The sequence below is a fragment of the Bellilinea caldifistulae genome (assembly GCF_001306055.1).
Lineage (GTDB): Bacteria > Chloroflexota > Anaerolineae > Anaerolineales > Anaerolineaceae > Bellilinea > Bellilinea caldifistulae.
The window spans coordinates 89,089-104,687 of record NZ_LGHJ01000010.1 but is presented as its reverse complement, the minus strand read 5'-3'; the positions used below and the strand labels follow the sequence as shown (position 1 = coordinate 104,687).

At 52.4% G+C, this 15,599-nt stretch carries 14 protein-coding genes; 1 reads left to right on the top strand and 13 read right to left on the bottom strand.

Annotated elements, in window-relative coordinates; all coding sequences use genetic code 11:
• Nucleotides 1-24 precede the first annotated feature (24 nt).
• From AC812_RS04140 to AC812_RS04095, 10 genes are all read right to left on the bottom strand, one after another.
• A complete protein-coding gene (locus AC812_RS04140) occupies nucleotides 25-1,440 on the bottom strand; it encodes a stage II sporulation protein M (RefSeq protein WP_061914671.1) in 1,416 nt (471 codons plus the stop codon).
• The gene (locus tag AC812_RS04135; protein WP_201797700.1) at nucleotides 1,427-2,371 is read right to left on the bottom strand and encodes an ABC transporter ATP-binding protein; all 945 of its coding nucleotides are present in this window, start codon (nucleotides 2,369-2,371) and stop codon (nucleotides 1,427-1,429) included. Before AC812_RS04135 ends, AC812_RS04140 begins: the two co-directional genes overlap by 14 nt.
• 34 nt (nucleotides 2,372-2,405) lie before the next feature.
• Complete coding sequence (gene lgt / locus AC812_RS04130) at nucleotides 2,406-3,224, bottom strand: prolipoprotein diacylglyceryl transferase (RefSeq protein WP_082148988.1); 819 nt, start codon at nucleotides 3,222-3,224, stop codon at nucleotides 2,406-2,408.
• Nucleotides 3,225-3,247: 23 nt separating this feature from the next.
• Nucleotides 3,248-3,880 carry a CDP-alcohol phosphatidyltransferase family protein gene (locus AC812_RS04125; RefSeq protein ID WP_061914662.1) on the bottom strand — a complete coding sequence of 211 codons (633 nt, stop codon included), beginning with the start codon at nucleotides 3,878-3,880 and terminating at the stop codon, nucleotides 3,248-3,250.
• A 108-nt stretch (nucleotides 3,881-3,988) separates the two neighbouring features.
• Nucleotides 3,989-6,142, bottom strand: coding sequence for a DNA translocase FtsK (locus tag AC812_RS04120; protein ID WP_061914659.1), 2,154 nt, complete (start codon nucleotides 6,140-6,142; stop codon nucleotides 3,989-3,991).
• Entirely contained in the window at nucleotides 6,139-7,089 is a 951-nt protein-coding gene (locus tag AC812_RS04115) for a 30S ribosomal protein S1 (RefSeq protein ID WP_061914656.1), read from the bottom strand. Before AC812_RS04115 ends, AC812_RS04120 begins: the two co-directional genes overlap by 4 nt.
• A gap of 53 nt (nucleotides 7,090-7,142) precedes the next feature.
• Entirely contained in the window at nucleotides 7,143-9,038 is a 1,896-nt protein-coding gene (locus tag AC812_RS04110) for a histidine kinase N-terminal 7TM domain-containing protein (protein ID WP_061914653.1), read from the bottom strand.
• Between the two features lie 19 nt (nucleotides 9,039-9,057).
• The gene (locus tag AC812_RS04105; protein WP_061914650.1) at nucleotides 9,058-9,597 is read right to left on the bottom strand and encodes a GNAT family N-acetyltransferase; all 540 of its coding nucleotides are present in this window, start codon (nucleotides 9,595-9,597) and stop codon (nucleotides 9,058-9,060) included.
• 10 nt (nucleotides 9,598-9,607) lie between these two features.
• A complete protein-coding gene (locus tag AC812_RS04100) occupies nucleotides 9,608-10,309 on the bottom strand; it encodes a hypothetical protein (RefSeq protein ID WP_061914647.1) in 702 nt (233 codons plus the stop codon).
• Between the two features lie 46 nt (nucleotides 10,310-10,355).
• Nucleotides 10,356-11,198: a purine-nucleoside phosphorylase gene (locus AC812_RS04095; protein ID WP_061914644.1), complete on the bottom strand. Its 843-nt coding sequence runs from the start codon at nucleotides 11,196-11,198 to the stop codon at nucleotides 10,356-10,358.
• Between the two features lie 233 nt (nucleotides 11,199-11,431).
• Between AC812_RS04095 and AC812_RS04090 the strand changes: the two genes are divergently transcribed.
• Nucleotides 11,432-12,991, top strand: a complete 1,560-nt coding sequence (locus AC812_RS04090; protein WP_061914641.1) for a GGDEF domain-containing protein — start codon at nucleotides 11,432-11,434, stop codon at nucleotides 12,989-12,991.
• Here the strand turns inward: AC812_RS04090 and ltaE are convergent.
• Genes ltaE through lspA form a run of 3 tightly spaced genes read right to left on the bottom strand, consistent with a single transcriptional unit; the run spans nucleotide 12,988 to nucleotide 15,515 of the window.
• Nucleotides 12,988-14,028, bottom strand: a complete 1,041-nt coding sequence (ltaE, locus tag AC812_RS04085) for a low-specificity L-threonine aldolase (RefSeq protein WP_061914638.1) — start codon at nucleotides 14,026-14,028, stop codon at nucleotides 12,988-12,990. The genes AC812_RS04090 and ltaE overlap by 4 nt on opposite strands.
• A gap of 22 nt (nucleotides 14,029-14,050) precedes the next feature.
• Nucleotides 14,051-14,974, bottom strand: a complete 924-nt coding sequence (locus tag AC812_RS04080) for an RluA family pseudouridine synthase (RefSeq protein WP_061914636.1) — start codon at nucleotides 14,972-14,974, stop codon at nucleotides 14,051-14,053.
• Nucleotides 14,967-15,515: a signal peptidase II gene (gene lspA, locus AC812_RS04075; protein WP_061914633.1), complete on the bottom strand. Its 549-nt coding sequence runs from the start codon at nucleotides 15,513-15,515 to the stop codon at nucleotides 14,967-14,969. Before lspA ends, AC812_RS04080 begins: the two co-directional genes overlap by 8 nt.
• Nucleotides 15,516-15,599: the final 84 nt, after the last annotated feature.

Below are 15,599 nucleotides of genomic sequence, written 5' to 3'. Positions count from 1 at the left end.
CAGAAAGAATGATTCGCAGGTAAATCAGCCAAATAAGCGTAAGATCATCAGCGGCGTAATCCAGGATTCGATCACGGCTGCCAAAAGCAGCAAAGGCACAACCAATCCAACCATCACCTGCATCCAACCGGCAATCGCCATCAAAAATACTTCACCCACCGTCTTGTCCTTCATCGGGGTGGCCAGTAAAAAGCCAATTCTCAACACCGCCGCCGTTGAAAGCAGGATTGCCGGTACCTCGACAATTCCGTGAGGCACCACTCCCGAAAGGATGATTTGAGCGGCAGGCAATTGATTAATTTCCATAATCCGGGTGAAATACCCCAACAAACCAAGGGTTGCAAACAGAGGTAGTGTGCCCAATACCCCGAAAGAAAACAAGCCCAACAACAGTCCAATCACCAACGCGCGCACATTCTGGAAAAAGATTTGCTGAACGCTCCCAATTCCACCTACCGGCAGGTTGAAGCCCAATTCGCGAACGCGTTGCTGAAAATCTCCCTCCGGCAAGATCAAAAGAAAACGGTCGGCTTGCTGGGCGCCCAGAATAATCACAATCACGGCCAGCAAGACGGCAGCCAGTAAGCTACCGCGCAGATCAAGGAGAGTCTTACCCAGCACATTCCGGTACCAATCCAAGACATTGCGAGCCCCACCGTGAAAACTACCCCACAAGATCCGCCAGATCCAACGGATATTGAGCACATCAATCTCTCTACCCAGCAGTTCTTCGCGCTGAAAATGCGCCAGCCCAATCCGAATGAGAAGCACCGCCAAAACCAGCAGCCCAAACACAATCCACCACAACGAAAGCGTATCCCGTCCCCAGAACATCACCACCGCTTCGGCTTGAATCAGCAGCGCCATGGGGATGATGATAAAACTGGCAAGCAGGTTGGCAGCCCGCACCGAAGTCGCCTGGGTGGAAACCACCACCGCCCCACTGACCATCACCACCGCCTGGGTAATCGTCAGGACGATGATTTGGAGCAGGGTTTCTGCATCCGGCAACGGGATGCGGTTGATGAGCAACCCACTAATGTAGACCGACATACCCAGAAAACTGCCCACCAGCGGCGGCACCGTTGAAGAGAGTAATTTACCCAGATATAGCTGCCAGTCAGCCAGCGGAGAAGTTAAGAGGGGTTCAATGCTGCCACGTTCTTTTTCTCCGACAAAACTTTCCAACGCAATCACCAGCGAAACACTGATCGGGAAAAAGCCCGTAATCAGCAACAGAAATGGGATCAAGCGTTCACCAACCAGTCCTGCTCCATATTGATTGACAAAATTAAGCAGCTGACGCGCCGTGAAATTCATCAAGAACGGGAAGAACAGGGTCAGAAACACAATCGGGAAGATGATCCGCCAGTCGCGGAATTGATCGCGTACCTCTCGCTGAGCAATAATCAATGCTGGGCGAATGTCAATTGCTTCCATTGCCGTTTTCCTCATGCAGGCTGACAGCCCTCAAATACGCCTCTTCCAGGCTGCGTGGCACAGGCGCGCAGGAAAGTACCGGTAATTGTTGGTCCAGCAACCGTTTCAGCAGCAGCGGAATTTTTTCTTCCGGCTGATCAATCCGAAAAACATAACGGCCGTTTTCCTGCCTGCTCACCACAACCCCCAACGGCAGGACTTCAGGAGGAACGCCCGCCCCATTCCGCAGGGTGATTTCGTACTCTTCCGGTCCGAGAAGCAACTGCTTAAGCCGCTCCGGCACATCATTCAAGATAATCCGGCCGCGGCGGATAATGGCAATCTGATCGGCGAGCATTTCAGCCTCGGCCAGATTGTGGGTGCAAAGAATCACCGCCCGCTGGTCCGAACGCAGAGCACGGATGGCATCCCGCACAATTCTGGCACTCTCCGGATCCATGGCCGAGGTTGGCTCATCCAGCAGGAGCACTGGCGGGTTGTGCAGTAAGGCGCGCACCAGAGCCAGCTTTTGGCGCATTCCTTTGGAGTATTCCCCCAGTTTCTTTTTACGCGCCTCCCCCAATCCAAATTGCTCCAACAATTCCCTCTTGCGGCGCTCGATCAACGAATCCGGCATTCGGTAAAGGCGTCCATAAAAAGTCAGGTATTCATCGGCATTCATACGGCTGTAAAGACCGTGATGTTCCGTCAAAACGCCCACCGATGAGCGCACCTTTTCGGCTTCTTCAACCACATCATAACCGGCAATTCTGGCAATTCCGCTGGTAGGGCGCAGCACCGAGGTTAACATGCGCACGGTCGTCGTTTTACCGGCGCCATTTGGCCCCAATAAGGCCAAAACTTGCCCGGCCTGCACATCCAGATTGATCCCCTGCACAGCCACAAAATCGGCAAAGTGCTTGGTCAAATTTTCTGCGTAAATCATCTTCATCCCCTCAAACCCGCTCAATCCACAAAAAAAACCGCTATCCGCTGACAGTTTGGGGAGAGTTACTGCCTTTACGATGCCGCCAAAACAGCCCCACTGCCGAACTGATCGCAATCACTGCCATTAATGTTTGATTGACATTCAAACCTGCCAACGGAGAAGGGTCCAAGCGTAAAAATTCGAGGAAAAATCGCCCAACCGGGTAAATAATCAGGTAAAGTAAAAAGATGTCACCCTTCTTCAGGCGGTCGCTGAATTTTCGCCCTGCCCACAGCAGGAACGCCATATTGAGCAGGTTATAAATTGACTCATACAAAAACAAGGGGTGGTAGTAGGCTACATCCTTGAACTCAGGCAGGCGGTGAATCGGGTCAATGAAAATTGCCCAGGGGAGATTGGTCGGTGCGCCGTACAATTCCTGATTGACAAAGTTACCCCACCGCCCAATTGCCTGCGCCAGCGCTAAACCGGGGGCAATGATATCCGTCCACTCAGCAAAACTCAATCCCTTTTTACGGCAGTAGAGGTACAATGCCAATGCGCCGCCCATCACAGCGCCGGGAATGCCAAGCCCGCCGTTCCAGATTGCAATCGCATCCAGAGGGTGGGTCAGATAGTACCAGGTTGTAATACCGCGTTCAACCATCGAAGCCGGCGGTGTTAAGATGTGCCAGAGACGCGCACCAACTACGCCGGCGATTAACAACCACGGCAGCATATCCCATACCAAATCGGGGTTCAAATTTCGCTGCTTGACCTGGCGGGCGGACAACCATGCCGCCATGATCGCCCCGAACATAATAATGACACCGTACAAATGGATGGTTATCGGGCCTATACTAAAACTATTCGGCATCCTCTTTACACCTCATTAAGAAATCATACCTTTGGCAAATCTTCTTCTTTGCGGCTTTGCTGATATACCAGCCATAACCGCTGTAAAGCAGTAAAGTTTCCCAATACTGCCAGAATCCACAACGCCAGTAACGGCTGACCGAGAATGAGCAACGGGATGAGAACCAGAAACCGCTCCACACGGGTCAATAACCCGCCTTTGACAACAAACCGGGCTGCCTCAGCGCGCGCTTTGACATAGGAAACCATCAATGATCCGCCAGCCGCTGCATAACCCAAAAAAACCGGCAGCCATTCATTTTGCTGCAGATAATAAAACACCAGACCGCCAATTAAGATAATCTCTGCAAAGCGGTCAACCACCGAGTCAAGTACACCCCCAAATCGGGTAGGGTTTCCGATGAGACGCGCCATCGTGCCATCTAACGCATCCAACGGCGCCATGATCAGCACCACCACCCCGCCCCAAAAAAATTGTCCGCGCGCCAGGAAAACTGCCGAAACACCTATTCCCACCAGCCCCAGGAGGGTAACCCAATTCGGAGTCAACCCCAACCGTATGAGAAAAGCCCCAATGGGGTCAAGCACTCCCTTGAAACGAGCGCGCAAGAAGTCGGTAAAAGTTCCTTTTTGGGGTTGTTTTTCTGTCCGAACCACACTTCACCATGATAAAAGTGGTTGCTGTTGCGGAATTGTTCCGCAACCATTCTGGTTTGTATCCTATCTTACCTGATGCAAACTGTCAAGCAATCCCCCGCCCAAAGATTAATCATCATCCTCAGCAGGATCATCATCCAACGGGTCAATTAACACCTCGCGGTCTTTTCCGCCCCCTTGTGCCGGTCCAACAATTCCTCTTTCCTCCAATTCATCCAGCAGACGGGCAGCACGTGGAAATCCAATCCTCAAGCGGCGCTGCAACAAACTGGCACTGGCTCGTTGAGTACGGCGTACCAGTTCAATGGCTTTTTCAATTAAATCATCCCCGTCGTCATCTTGATTGACCAGATCCTCCCACGGGGCTGTCTGCTCGACCTGATCGGTTAATCTTTCCTGCCAGAAAGCAATCACCCGTTCGATTTCTTGATCCTGCAGCAAAACGCCCTGCGCCCGCAAGGGTGTGCCGGCTTCCGGATTGAGAAAAAGCATGTCCCCCCTGCCAAGCAGCGACTCAGCCCCATTGACGTCCAGAATGACCCGCGAGTCGATGGACGAGGCTACACTGAATGCCACTCTTGCTGGAAAATTGGCTTTAATCAAGCCGGTGACCACGTCCGTGCTCGGGCGCTGGGTAGCAATAACCAGATGAATGCCCGTTGCCCGTGCCATTTGGGCGAGCCTGACCAGACTGTGCTCGGTCTGATCAGGGGCTGACATCATTAAATCAGCCAATTCGTCAATCAGCACTACGATACGCGGAAGGGGCATCATTCCGCGTCGCTCGGCCTTACGGTTGTAGGCGGTTAAATCACGGGCTGCACTGGCTTCAAACAAGCGGTAACGCTGTTCCATCTCAACCAGTGTCCAGCGCAGCACCGCCAGCATCCGCTCGATTTCGGTTTCCACCTTGCCCAATAGGTGTGGCAAGCCGGAGAATCGAGCCAGTTCGACCATTTTTGGATCCAGCACCACCAGCCGCAGGGTAGCCGGTGAATTATTCATCACCAGGCAGGTGATGATCGAAGCCAGACAAACCGACTTGCCCGAACCGGTCGTACCCGCCACCAGCAAATGCGGCATCCGCGCCAGATCCGCTACCACCGGCTGACCGGAAACATCTCTCCCCAGTGCGATTGCCAGAGGGGATTGCAATTTTAAAAACTCGGGGGATTCAAGAATCGGACGCAGCCTCACCAGCGTCGTACTGCTGTTGGGCACTTCGACGCCCACGTAAGAATGCCCCGGCACGGGGGCTTCGATGCGCAAACGCTCTGCAGCCAGTGCCAGCGCTAGATCCCGCGAAAGAGCGGAAATCTGGGCAACCCGCACCTTCTGGCGAATCATCTTCCCGTCCGCAGCCGGTTTTTCGACATAACCGGGCTCCACCGCAAACTGAGTCACGGTCGGGCCCTTGCGGTAACCGACGACCCGGCTGGGCACCCCAAATTCTGCCAAGGTTTTTTCGATCTGGCGGGCAATCGCCAGGATACGTTCCTCGTCCAGACCGTTACTTTCCTCGTTAGCCAACAACGAAAGCGGCGGCAGGTTTTCCTCGCGCCGATAGGCAACCACCGGAACAGGAACGCCTTCCTCACGGGGAATATCGGGGTTGCTCTGGCTTCGATCGGTTGGCCTCAGGGGTGGTTCAGGAAGTTGCTCCACCGGCAGGGATTCGATCCACGCCTGAATACGCCGGCCAACCCAACGGTGAAATCCGGTTGCGCTCGATAAAAACCAGATTCCCAGCAAAACCAGCACAAGACTGCTCCACGGGAGTGGTAAAAATTGGGTGATCAGATAAGCCAACCCCCAGCCGATCACCCCCCCATCCAAACCGGCTTCGGCCCGCTCCACCGAGACCCCGCCCAGCAATGCCAAAAACGCCATGCCGGTAAAAATCAGCCCTTCCAGCGCAAGGATACGGCCCAACGGAAAACGGCGGTTTTCGGCTGGATTGCTTCGCAGTAAAGATACCCCGATCAAGGCGGTTAAAATTGCCAGAGGAAAACTGGCAATCCCCAGCCAGCGCCTCAGCCAATCTCCATAAGGGGAAATAAAGGAACCACTCGTCCATCCCACCAGCACCATCAAGGTGAGCAAACCGAGGGCAATCAACAAAACACCCGTAATATCGCGTCCGTAGCGTTCCAGACGCACCATAACCCGCCCCACCCCTTCTAACAAGGAGGAAGCCCTCAGTTGATTTTCGGAATAAGTCTTTTGGACGGATTTGCCCGCCTTTTTTCGGGAGGAACTCATTCGGTTTGCACTAATCCCAGACCCAGACGGCGGCGCTCCGCATCCAGATGCAGGATGCGGACATTCACTTCCTGCCCAACAGTGAGGTAATGATGGATATTTTTACAATGAGGGGGTAGCCGAATCGAGGAGACGTGAATCAACCCCTCCACCCCTTCCTCCAATCGGGCAAAAGCCCCGAATCTGGTCAATGAAGTGATCCAACCCCGAACGACATCGCCGGGCTTGTACCGCACCGCCAGCGTTTCCCACGGGTTGGGCTGCAGCCTCTTGAGGCTGAGAGCAATCCGTGAGGTATCTTCATTTACCTGCAAAACCAGCACCTGAACTTCCTGATTGATGCTCAAGAGATCGGCCGGGTCCTGCACCCGCCCCCAGGAAATCTCGGAAACGTGAATCAGCCCCTCCACCCCGCCGAGATCCACAAACACACCAAAATCGGTGATGTTGGTAATCCGCCCATTGACCACCGCACCCTCTTTCAAGGTGGAAAACAAAGCTCGACGTTGGCCCTCACCAGCCAGGGCAGCTCGTTCGGAGAGGACAACCCGTTCACAGCGTGGCTCGCACTCGATCACCTTCAGGCGAATGAGGCGGTTAACATAACCCGCCAGGATGTTGCGCCGTTCCTCTTCGCTTGCATCGGTCGGCATCTCCACCAGATGGGAAATCGGTACAAATCCCTGGATGCCTTTACCCTGAACCAGCACTCCCCCGCGGTTGAAGCCATGCACCTTCAGAGAAATGATTTCATCCTGTTCAAAAATCCGCTGGACATACCCCCAATCGGTCGGAGTAACCACTCCCTGGTTTACTCCGCCTGAATTTGCTCCTTTTTTGGAGGGTGCATACATCTCCTCCTCCGCAAGGACCGCCGCCCACCACCCCTCATCAATCGGATCTGCCTGCTGTTCCCCCAGATCCACTTCTGTTTTTTTGGCAACCATCCTGTTTACCTCCCTGCAATAAATACAAATAAGGTTGATTTATTGTATATCAATCACTCCGATTTTGGCAATTCGTTCGTGTGCCCATTTTGGGATTCCATTTCCAGAATTGCCCTGGCAACTGCCTCAATGGCTACGCGTTGTTTGCGGTACAAATCTGCTTCGGACATCGCCAGCCGCATAGCAATTTCTCGTACCTTTTTGCCCTCCAAAAATTTCATCTCTAAAATATTATACAATACCCATTCCCCTGTGAAGCGTCGTTCTCCCTCCGGTCGGACGCGTTCAATCGCTTCTCGTAAAATTGCTCGCAGCGCATTGGAAGTATTGCCATCATAGCGATTCAGCATGGCCTGCACAATTTTCAATTTCGTTAACGGGCTCTCGGTTAATTTTGGGCCACCCCAATAATGGGTAAGGGCATCCTTCACCCATTGGGAAAAATCGGCTGCTGCCAGCGGAATTTCATCCCTTAACAGACCGGATTGATCATAACGCCCGGCGGCCTGCAATTGCTGAATGTAAGCCGTTTTAGTAGTCAATTCACTGATCGAACGGAAAACCCCTTCCTGTAAGCGGCGATCCTTGAGAGCCAGCAAGACCCTTTCTCTAAAACTGTTAATCACCTGAATCTGGTCCTCATCCAGGCTCGTGCCGGCTGCACCGCTGATTCCAAGTAAACCGATCAAATCAGGAGCGCCCTCCTCGTTTTGATCCACCAGCGGTATGAGAAGATCGTCGCCCCAGTTGAACATTTCCAATGAAAGATGATTGGCACGAATCACACTTTCCAGTTCAGCAGGATTTTGATCTTCATCGAAAAAGGTCTTCCCAACCCGCACGACAATCTCAAGACCTTCGGATTTGAGCGCAACCACATAAGCACCCTTTACCTGCAGCCGATCGCACACCGCCGCAAGGATCATCTCTAAAAACTGGCGTAAATCGTTGCGGGTGATCAACCGTTGTTCCAGATTGCGCAGAATTTCGATCTCGTCCTTATCATTCCCATAAAATAGCCAGCGTTCCAGCATTGGGAAGGTCAACGTGACCAGATATTGCCCTGTCAATATGGAGGCAACCATGACAATGGGCACCAGCGCATTGTAGGGAAGGCCATATAATTCGCCCGCCCGGCGGACAATCGTCGTCAAAGCCAACGTGATCGAAGCCGTCACCGGTCCGCGTAAAATCCACTTGAAAAGCCGGCTTTTCACAGTTCGGTCGGGCAATGCAACCCCGAAAAATGCCACCGAGTAAGCCATCATCACCACCAGCCCGCCCACCAGAAAATTGGTCAGCACAGAAATCACCCAAAAGATCAGGCGGTGCTGAGCGGCGAAATTGGATGAAAAGAGCAAAAACGGGAAAGACCCCAGTACAGGAGCAATCGAGCCGACCAGCAAGTATCCAATCCGGCGTTTACTGGTACTGGTAGTGGAACGGCGAAAGGCCCGAACAAAGTTGTACCACGCCATCCCAATCGAAACAAAATACACCAGCATGAATAAATCGGTACCCAGGGTCGGTTTGAGGTAAGGGGCAGGCTGAGAGTCGGCTGCCAGACCTCCCACCAGCAAGCCCAAAGGCAGCATTATTAAAAATAAAACCGCTAAAGCATACGAAAGCCGGATCGCCCAACGCCGTTTTCCCCGGCTGGGTTTTCCGGTGGTTGCCAGTAACGCATCCGAAAAATGCAGGTAAGCCGAAGGCAGGAAAACAACGCCTACCCATTGCAACCGCAGCCATAATTCCAATTCATCCGGGCGGGGCGCAACACTGGCAAGTGACTCGGCCGAGTAAATGATTACCAGGCAAAACAAAAGCATCGCAAACGAGCGTGCCACCCGTTCCCGCAGGTTGAAGGTCAACGAATACAGCAGCAGTGAAAAGGCTGTAATCGCTACCCCCGCCATGAGAATCTGGTTGATGGTAATCAAGACTCCCATTAAGACACCACCGCTCTCATCATCTCAACATATTGCTAAAAAACAGCGCAATATCCTGATTGGCGTAATATTGATCATTGTAACCGCTAAACTCAAAGCCCAGTTTAAGTGCCATGCGGATCGCCGGCGCATTTTTAGAATGGGTTTCCAGAATCATCCGCCGCAATCCCCGCCGGCTTGCCCATCCCTGCGCTGCCAGAAGTAAAGCACTGGCTATCCCTTCGCGCCGGCAGCGTGCCGCCACTGCCAGATGAGCCACCCAGGCAGTTCGCGTTCCAATTCGTTCCTCTACACCAATATATCCTACCACTTCACCACTTAAGACCGCTGCCAGTAAAATGGTTTGCTGACGTAAGCGTTCCGGCAGACTTTCCATGCTGTACGGATATTCCACCTTCACCGAACGCGGTAAACGCACCTCGCGGAAAGTAACCGAGAGTTGAGTTTCCTCAACCATTCGCTCCATTTGCCAGACGTAATCACTCTTGCCATAATGTTCAAGGGAAATTAAGAGCGGTATTTCAGTGAGCTGTGCGGGTCTTACTTCAATTTCAGGCATAATCCTCCAATCAAGGTGCAGCTATTCTCACGGGAATAACACAGGCCGGAAAAACATTATTGACGTTGTCGGTTACAACCAATCGCAGGCGGTAATCACCGGGGGTCAGTGTCGAGGTATCCCACTGTCCGCTGCCCTCTCCGCCCAGCGGTTGATCCACGATCACCCGATCTCCTGCGGCGATAGTTACCCACAGGTTGGATGCCTGCTCACTGTATTCATATTTATAAAACCCCAGGTTGGGAACGCTGACCGTTCCCCGCAGCGTGACCACTCCCTTCAGCGTTTCGCCTGCCTTCGGGAAAGTCCACTCAATGACACCCGGTATACAGCCATCCTGATCGGTTACACTCAGAGTTGGAATGCCAATTTCTTCAAGTTGAGGCGTTTCTACCGGGATCGGCGGCAGGGTAGCCGTGGGGGTCGAAAGCAGATCCGCCGTGGGGGTTGCCATCGCCTGAACATTGGGAAAATCAGGGAAGACAATCGCAGTCAACACAAATTCCGACACCCCCAACAGCAAGACAAATATGAACACCGATAGTGATGAGCGAAAACGACGCTGCGCGCTTTCTTTTTCCAACCCAAACACCGCCGTTCGCAATTCCTGCAAGGCTGCCAGCATTCGACGCACAGCGAACAGGCCTGTCCCTGCCAGAAGCAGATAAATCCAGGGTTCGTATGTTTTTAAAAAGCGGAGAACTTCCTCCATATTCCGACTTTATCTAGCCGCAGGATTCAAGACTTCATCCGTGGAATCACGCCTTCATCTGCCGCAAAACACCCCGAATCAGGGCAGACAGTTTGGGAACCAGAATTTTACCGGCTTCTAAAACCTCTTCGTGGGTGGTAACGGTGCTACCGTCTAAATTGGCCTTATTTGAGATGCCCGAAATGCCAAGAACGCGCATTTTTCCGTGGCGGGCAACAATCACCTCAGGAACCGTGGACATGCCGACTGCATCCGCTCCGATGGTGCGCAAAAAGCGTAATTCGGCCGGTGACTCGAACGAGGGACCAGCCAGCCAGACGTAAACACCTTCACGGAGGAGAATACCGGCCTGGCTGGCTGCCTGCCGGCAAAAGTCCATTAAGTTGCGATCATACGGCTGGCTCATATCCGGAAAACGTTCGCCAAATTCATCCAGATTTGGCCCCCGCAGAGGATTCATGCCTGCCATGCCAACCAGATTGATGTGATCTACAATCAACATCACATCCCCCGGCAAATAATCTGGATGAATGGCTCCGGCTGCATTGGTCACGATCAGCCCATCCACACCCAGGCGCTGCATGACCCGAATAGGAAAACCAATCCTGCTGATTGGATAGCCTTCATAAAAATGAGCGCGGCCCTGCATTACCATCACCGGTTGGTTTTCGAGCCGTCCCACGATCAATCGTCCGGCATGACCATGGATGGTTGAAACCGGCCAATGCGGAATTTCGGCGTAAGGAATAACTGCCGCATCTTCAATCTGTTCAGCCAGTTCTCCTAATCCTGATCCTAATATGATCCCGGTTTTGGGCTGAACATGGATGTGTTTTGCGATGAAGCCAGAGGCTTCGTCAATTTCAGCCAGTGTGATCCATTCAGACAATTTCGCACCTCCGTTGAAGCTGGATTGGTTCCCTCCTGTATTATAACCGCAGTTTGCGCTGGCATGCTTTCACTTTAATCACCACAGCCTCAGGTTTTGAGCAGCCGAGCCCCTGGGTTTTCAAAAACACTCGTTTATCGAACCCTGAAACGCCTGTGTATAAACTGTAAACAAATTGTATAGCGAGTTTCCTCAAGAAATTTTTATAATAGGCGAAAATACAACATATAGCGATGAGAACTCTGCTTTCGATTCCCGCCAGACAAAAACAGGCGCTGGTTTTTCCGGCCGTCCTGACTGCCTTCATTCTAAATCTTTTATTACTGGTGTATTCTCCGATTGCGGGACTCAATTTCATCGAGAATCAAGTCAGCCTGGCAACCGCTTTGCTGAAAATAGCCTATCTAACTATTTTTTATCTCCACCTCATCCCCTTACTCGATCAGTACCCCAAGCGCGATTGGGTGATTCTGGTCTTCAACACAATCGTAGCCGTTTTTATCGAATTTATCGGTCACCTTTTACCCTTAGGGTATTCATTCATCTGTATCATTCTGATGACCGCTGTTTCTGCCCTCATCTTCAATCGCTGGTATACCTATGCGTTTCTTGCCTGCGCCTCGTTTGCCCACATCGTTACCCTAGGACTCAACAGCCAAAATGTCACCGATTCGGTTTTCCTGGATCTGTTCTTCTTACCTTTGTTGGGAATTGCCACTACTGAGACTCTGCTCAAATTGCAAAGTTCTCTCCAGTGGGAGATCAACCGCCAGCAAATCATTAATAAAGTCTCGCGTAGCCTGTCTTCCTCGCTGGAAATTCATCAGGTCATCACGATGGTGACCACTGCCGTCCAAAGTGCGCTGGATGCGGATACCTACTACTTCGGTTTAATTGAGGAGGACACCGTCCATTTAGAATTGTTCTACGACGATGGGGAATTTTTTCCATCCATGAATGTACCGATTGAGGGCACGCTGGCAGGGCGGGTCATTCAGACCCGTCAACCTTTGCTCATTGTCGACCTGCCCGAAGAACGCAAAAAACTAAACATTGACTTCAAACTGGTCGGCAAAAATAAGGTCAGCCTTTCTTGGTTGGGAGTACCGCTCATCTCCGGCAAGGAAGTTTTGGGAATTATCGCGGTTGCCTCTTATCAAAAAGCGGCATTCGATCAGCGCGATCAGGAATTACTTGAAAATATTGGCCAACGGGCGGCAATGGCGCTGGACAACGCTTACCATCACCTTGAAGTCGAGACTCGTTCCCAGATGGACAGTCTCACAGGTGTACTCAATCACAACACGTTTCTCGCCCGTCTGGAGCAAATGGTTCAAACTACGCAGGTTTGCGGTCAGCCTGTCTCTCTGATTATGCTGGATATTGACCACTTCAAGCAATACAACGACACCTATGGTCACCTGACGGGTGATAGGGTGCTGATCGAGCTGACCCAAACGATCCGTCATCACATAAAAAAGGATGATCTGGTGGGGCGCTGGGGCGGTGAAGAGTTTATCATTGCTTTACCAGACACCCAACCCGAACAGGCTTATCTGGTGGCAGAACGCATCCGTGCCGCCTGTCAAAAAATTATCATTTTAGACCGGGACAAGAAAGTTATCCCGGCTCCCACCATCAGTCAGGGAATTGCCTGCCTTCCCAGGGATACTACCGTGCTGGAAAAATTGATTGACATTGCCGATCAGCGTCTTTATGTTGCGAAAGAACGGGGCCGCAATCAGATTCAAGCCCACACAACGGTCAACGATTCTTTAGTTTCAAAAAATTAACTCAACACTGCCCGAAACGCTGCAATGGTCTCTTCAACATCCTCATCGCTGATCCAGTAGTGTAAAACCAGCCGAAAAGTTTTGGAAGCAGTCACTCCAACCCGGATTCCCCGTTGGGATAGTTCTTCAGCAACCTCTTTTGCGGTTTTGGCAATCTCCTCCCGCAGGGAAACAAACACCATGTTGGTTTGGGGCATCCCAAAAGCGGGCTGTAAGCCCGGTATTTGGAACAATCCTTCGGCCAGTCGGCGCGCTCGGCGGTGATCCTCCTCCAAGCGCGCGGTCATCTGTTCGAGCGCTACAATGCCGGCAGCCGCCAGCACACCCGCTTGTCTCATGCCGCCGCCCAGCATCTTCCGAACCCGGCGCGCTCTGGCAATAAAGTCCCTCGAACCGCACAATACCGACCCAACCGGGGCGCAAAGCCCTTTGCTCAGGCAAAAGGTGACTGAGTCGGCCGCATCGCTCAACTCGCTGGGCGGCACATGCAGAGCCGCCGCTGCATTGAAAATGCGTGCCCCGTCCAGGTGGAGTTTCAACCCATGGCGGTGGGCTAATTCCCCCACCCGACGGGTATATTCCCCATCCAGCACCGTCCCCCCGCAACGATTATGGGTGTTCTCCAGAATGATTAACCGGCTGATCGGTTGATGAATATCGGCACCACGGATGGCGTTTTCCAGATCGCTCAGGGCAATGCTGCCATCCGGTTGGTTAGGCAGGGTATTCACAAAAACTCCCCCCAATGCCGAAACCCCACCTGCCTCAAAAAGGAAGGTATGTCCCAAATGCCCCATAATGGCTTCTTCACCGCGCTGACAGTGTACCAGTACTGCAATCAAATTTCCCATCGTACCCGAAGCAACAAACAAGCCGGTTTCCTTGCCCATTCGTTCGGCTGCCATTTCTTCCAGCCGGTTGACCGTCGGATCTTCACCATACACATCGTCGCCCACTTCCGCGCGTGCCATTGCCTCGCGCATTGCCGGGGTTGGGTGAGTGACAGTGTCGGAGCGCAAATCAATGATTTTTTCCATGCGGTTCACCTTTTTACAAATTTCAAGATTTACGCAATTGCTGCAGAATTTGTTCCAGTTCGGGAGGCAGAGGGGATTCAAATGTGCGCGGCTGTTTTTCACCGGGAAGCCGGATGGTCAGCTGCGCCGCATGTAAAAAATGGCGATTCAACGGCAGGCTGACCTTCCGTCTGCCATAGACCGTATCACCAGCAATGGGACAGCCGATGAACGCCAGATGCAAACGGATTTGATGAGTTCTGCCGGTCAAAGGATGGGCTTCGATAAGCGTATGCTCGGAAAACGATTCGCGAGTGAAGTATTCCGTGACAGATTCCCGCCCTTTGACGTCCGGCACGATTGCCATTTTTTTTCGATGCGCCGGATCGCGCCCAATGGACGCTTCAATTCGGCCATTGGGTGTAGGCGGTTTACCGTCCACCAGCGCCAGATAAACCTTTTTAACCTGCCGTAGACGGAATTGATCCTGCAAAAACCGGTGAGCGCGTTCGTTCTTGGCAATCAAGATCAAACCCGAAGTATCTTTATCCAAACGATGAACGATCCCCGGGCGAAGTTCTCCTCCAATCCCCTGGAGGTCGGGCACCAATCCCATCACCGCATTAACCAGCGTGCCGCTTTCATGTCCGGCAGCCGGGTGAACTACCAGCCCGGCCGGTTTATCAATCACAATCACGTCGGGATGATCGAAAATCACCTTCAAAGGGATCGCCTCGGCTTCCACCTCAATCGGTTGGACAGCCGGTAAATGCACCTCAATCGTCATACCGCTTTCGACCGTGAAACCGGTTTTGCTGACCACCTTTTGATTGACCTGTACAAAACCATCCCGAATCAACCCCTGCAACCGTGAGCGGGAATGTTCGGGAAATCGTGCTACCAGGACTTTGTCAAGGCGCTCGTTGCTCTCCCCATCAAATACAAAGCGAACAATCTGTTCACTCATTGGCTTTGCTAAAATTCACCTGTTCGCCGGGATGATCTTCGGCAGTACTTTGCTGCCCTCTGGTTCGTTTTTCGCGGCGTTCCTGCAGCCACACACCCAAGATCAAGACCAAAACTCCAATTGTAATGCTCGAATCGGCAATATTGAAGACCGGAAAAGTACCCACCGAGATAAAGTCGGTCACATGCCCCACCGTCAACCGATCAATCAGATTACCCACTGCCCCGCCCAATTGCAGTCCCATGGCTGCGCGCAGCGTCCAATCCTCCGCCGGGACACGGGGGTAATAATAGATGATTCCCAGGGCAATGACAATCGCCAGAATTGCAAACCACTCACCGCCGTTTTGAAACAAGCCAAACGCCACCCCACGGTTGTACCAGTGAACGATGCGAGCATACGGCGCCAGCCATTCCAACGGCATCCACGATTCGCCCAAAGCCAGATTCTGGCGGATGATTGACTTGGTCCACTGGTCCAGGGCGATAATAGTCCCCGAAACCAGAGCAAGAATCAGATAATCTCGAAAAAACTTTTTCAAATGTGAACCTCCCGGCAATCAACCTGCCCCCATTTTACCTTATTTCTGGCTAATTCAACTTGACATGCTTAAACCCTCTCGGTA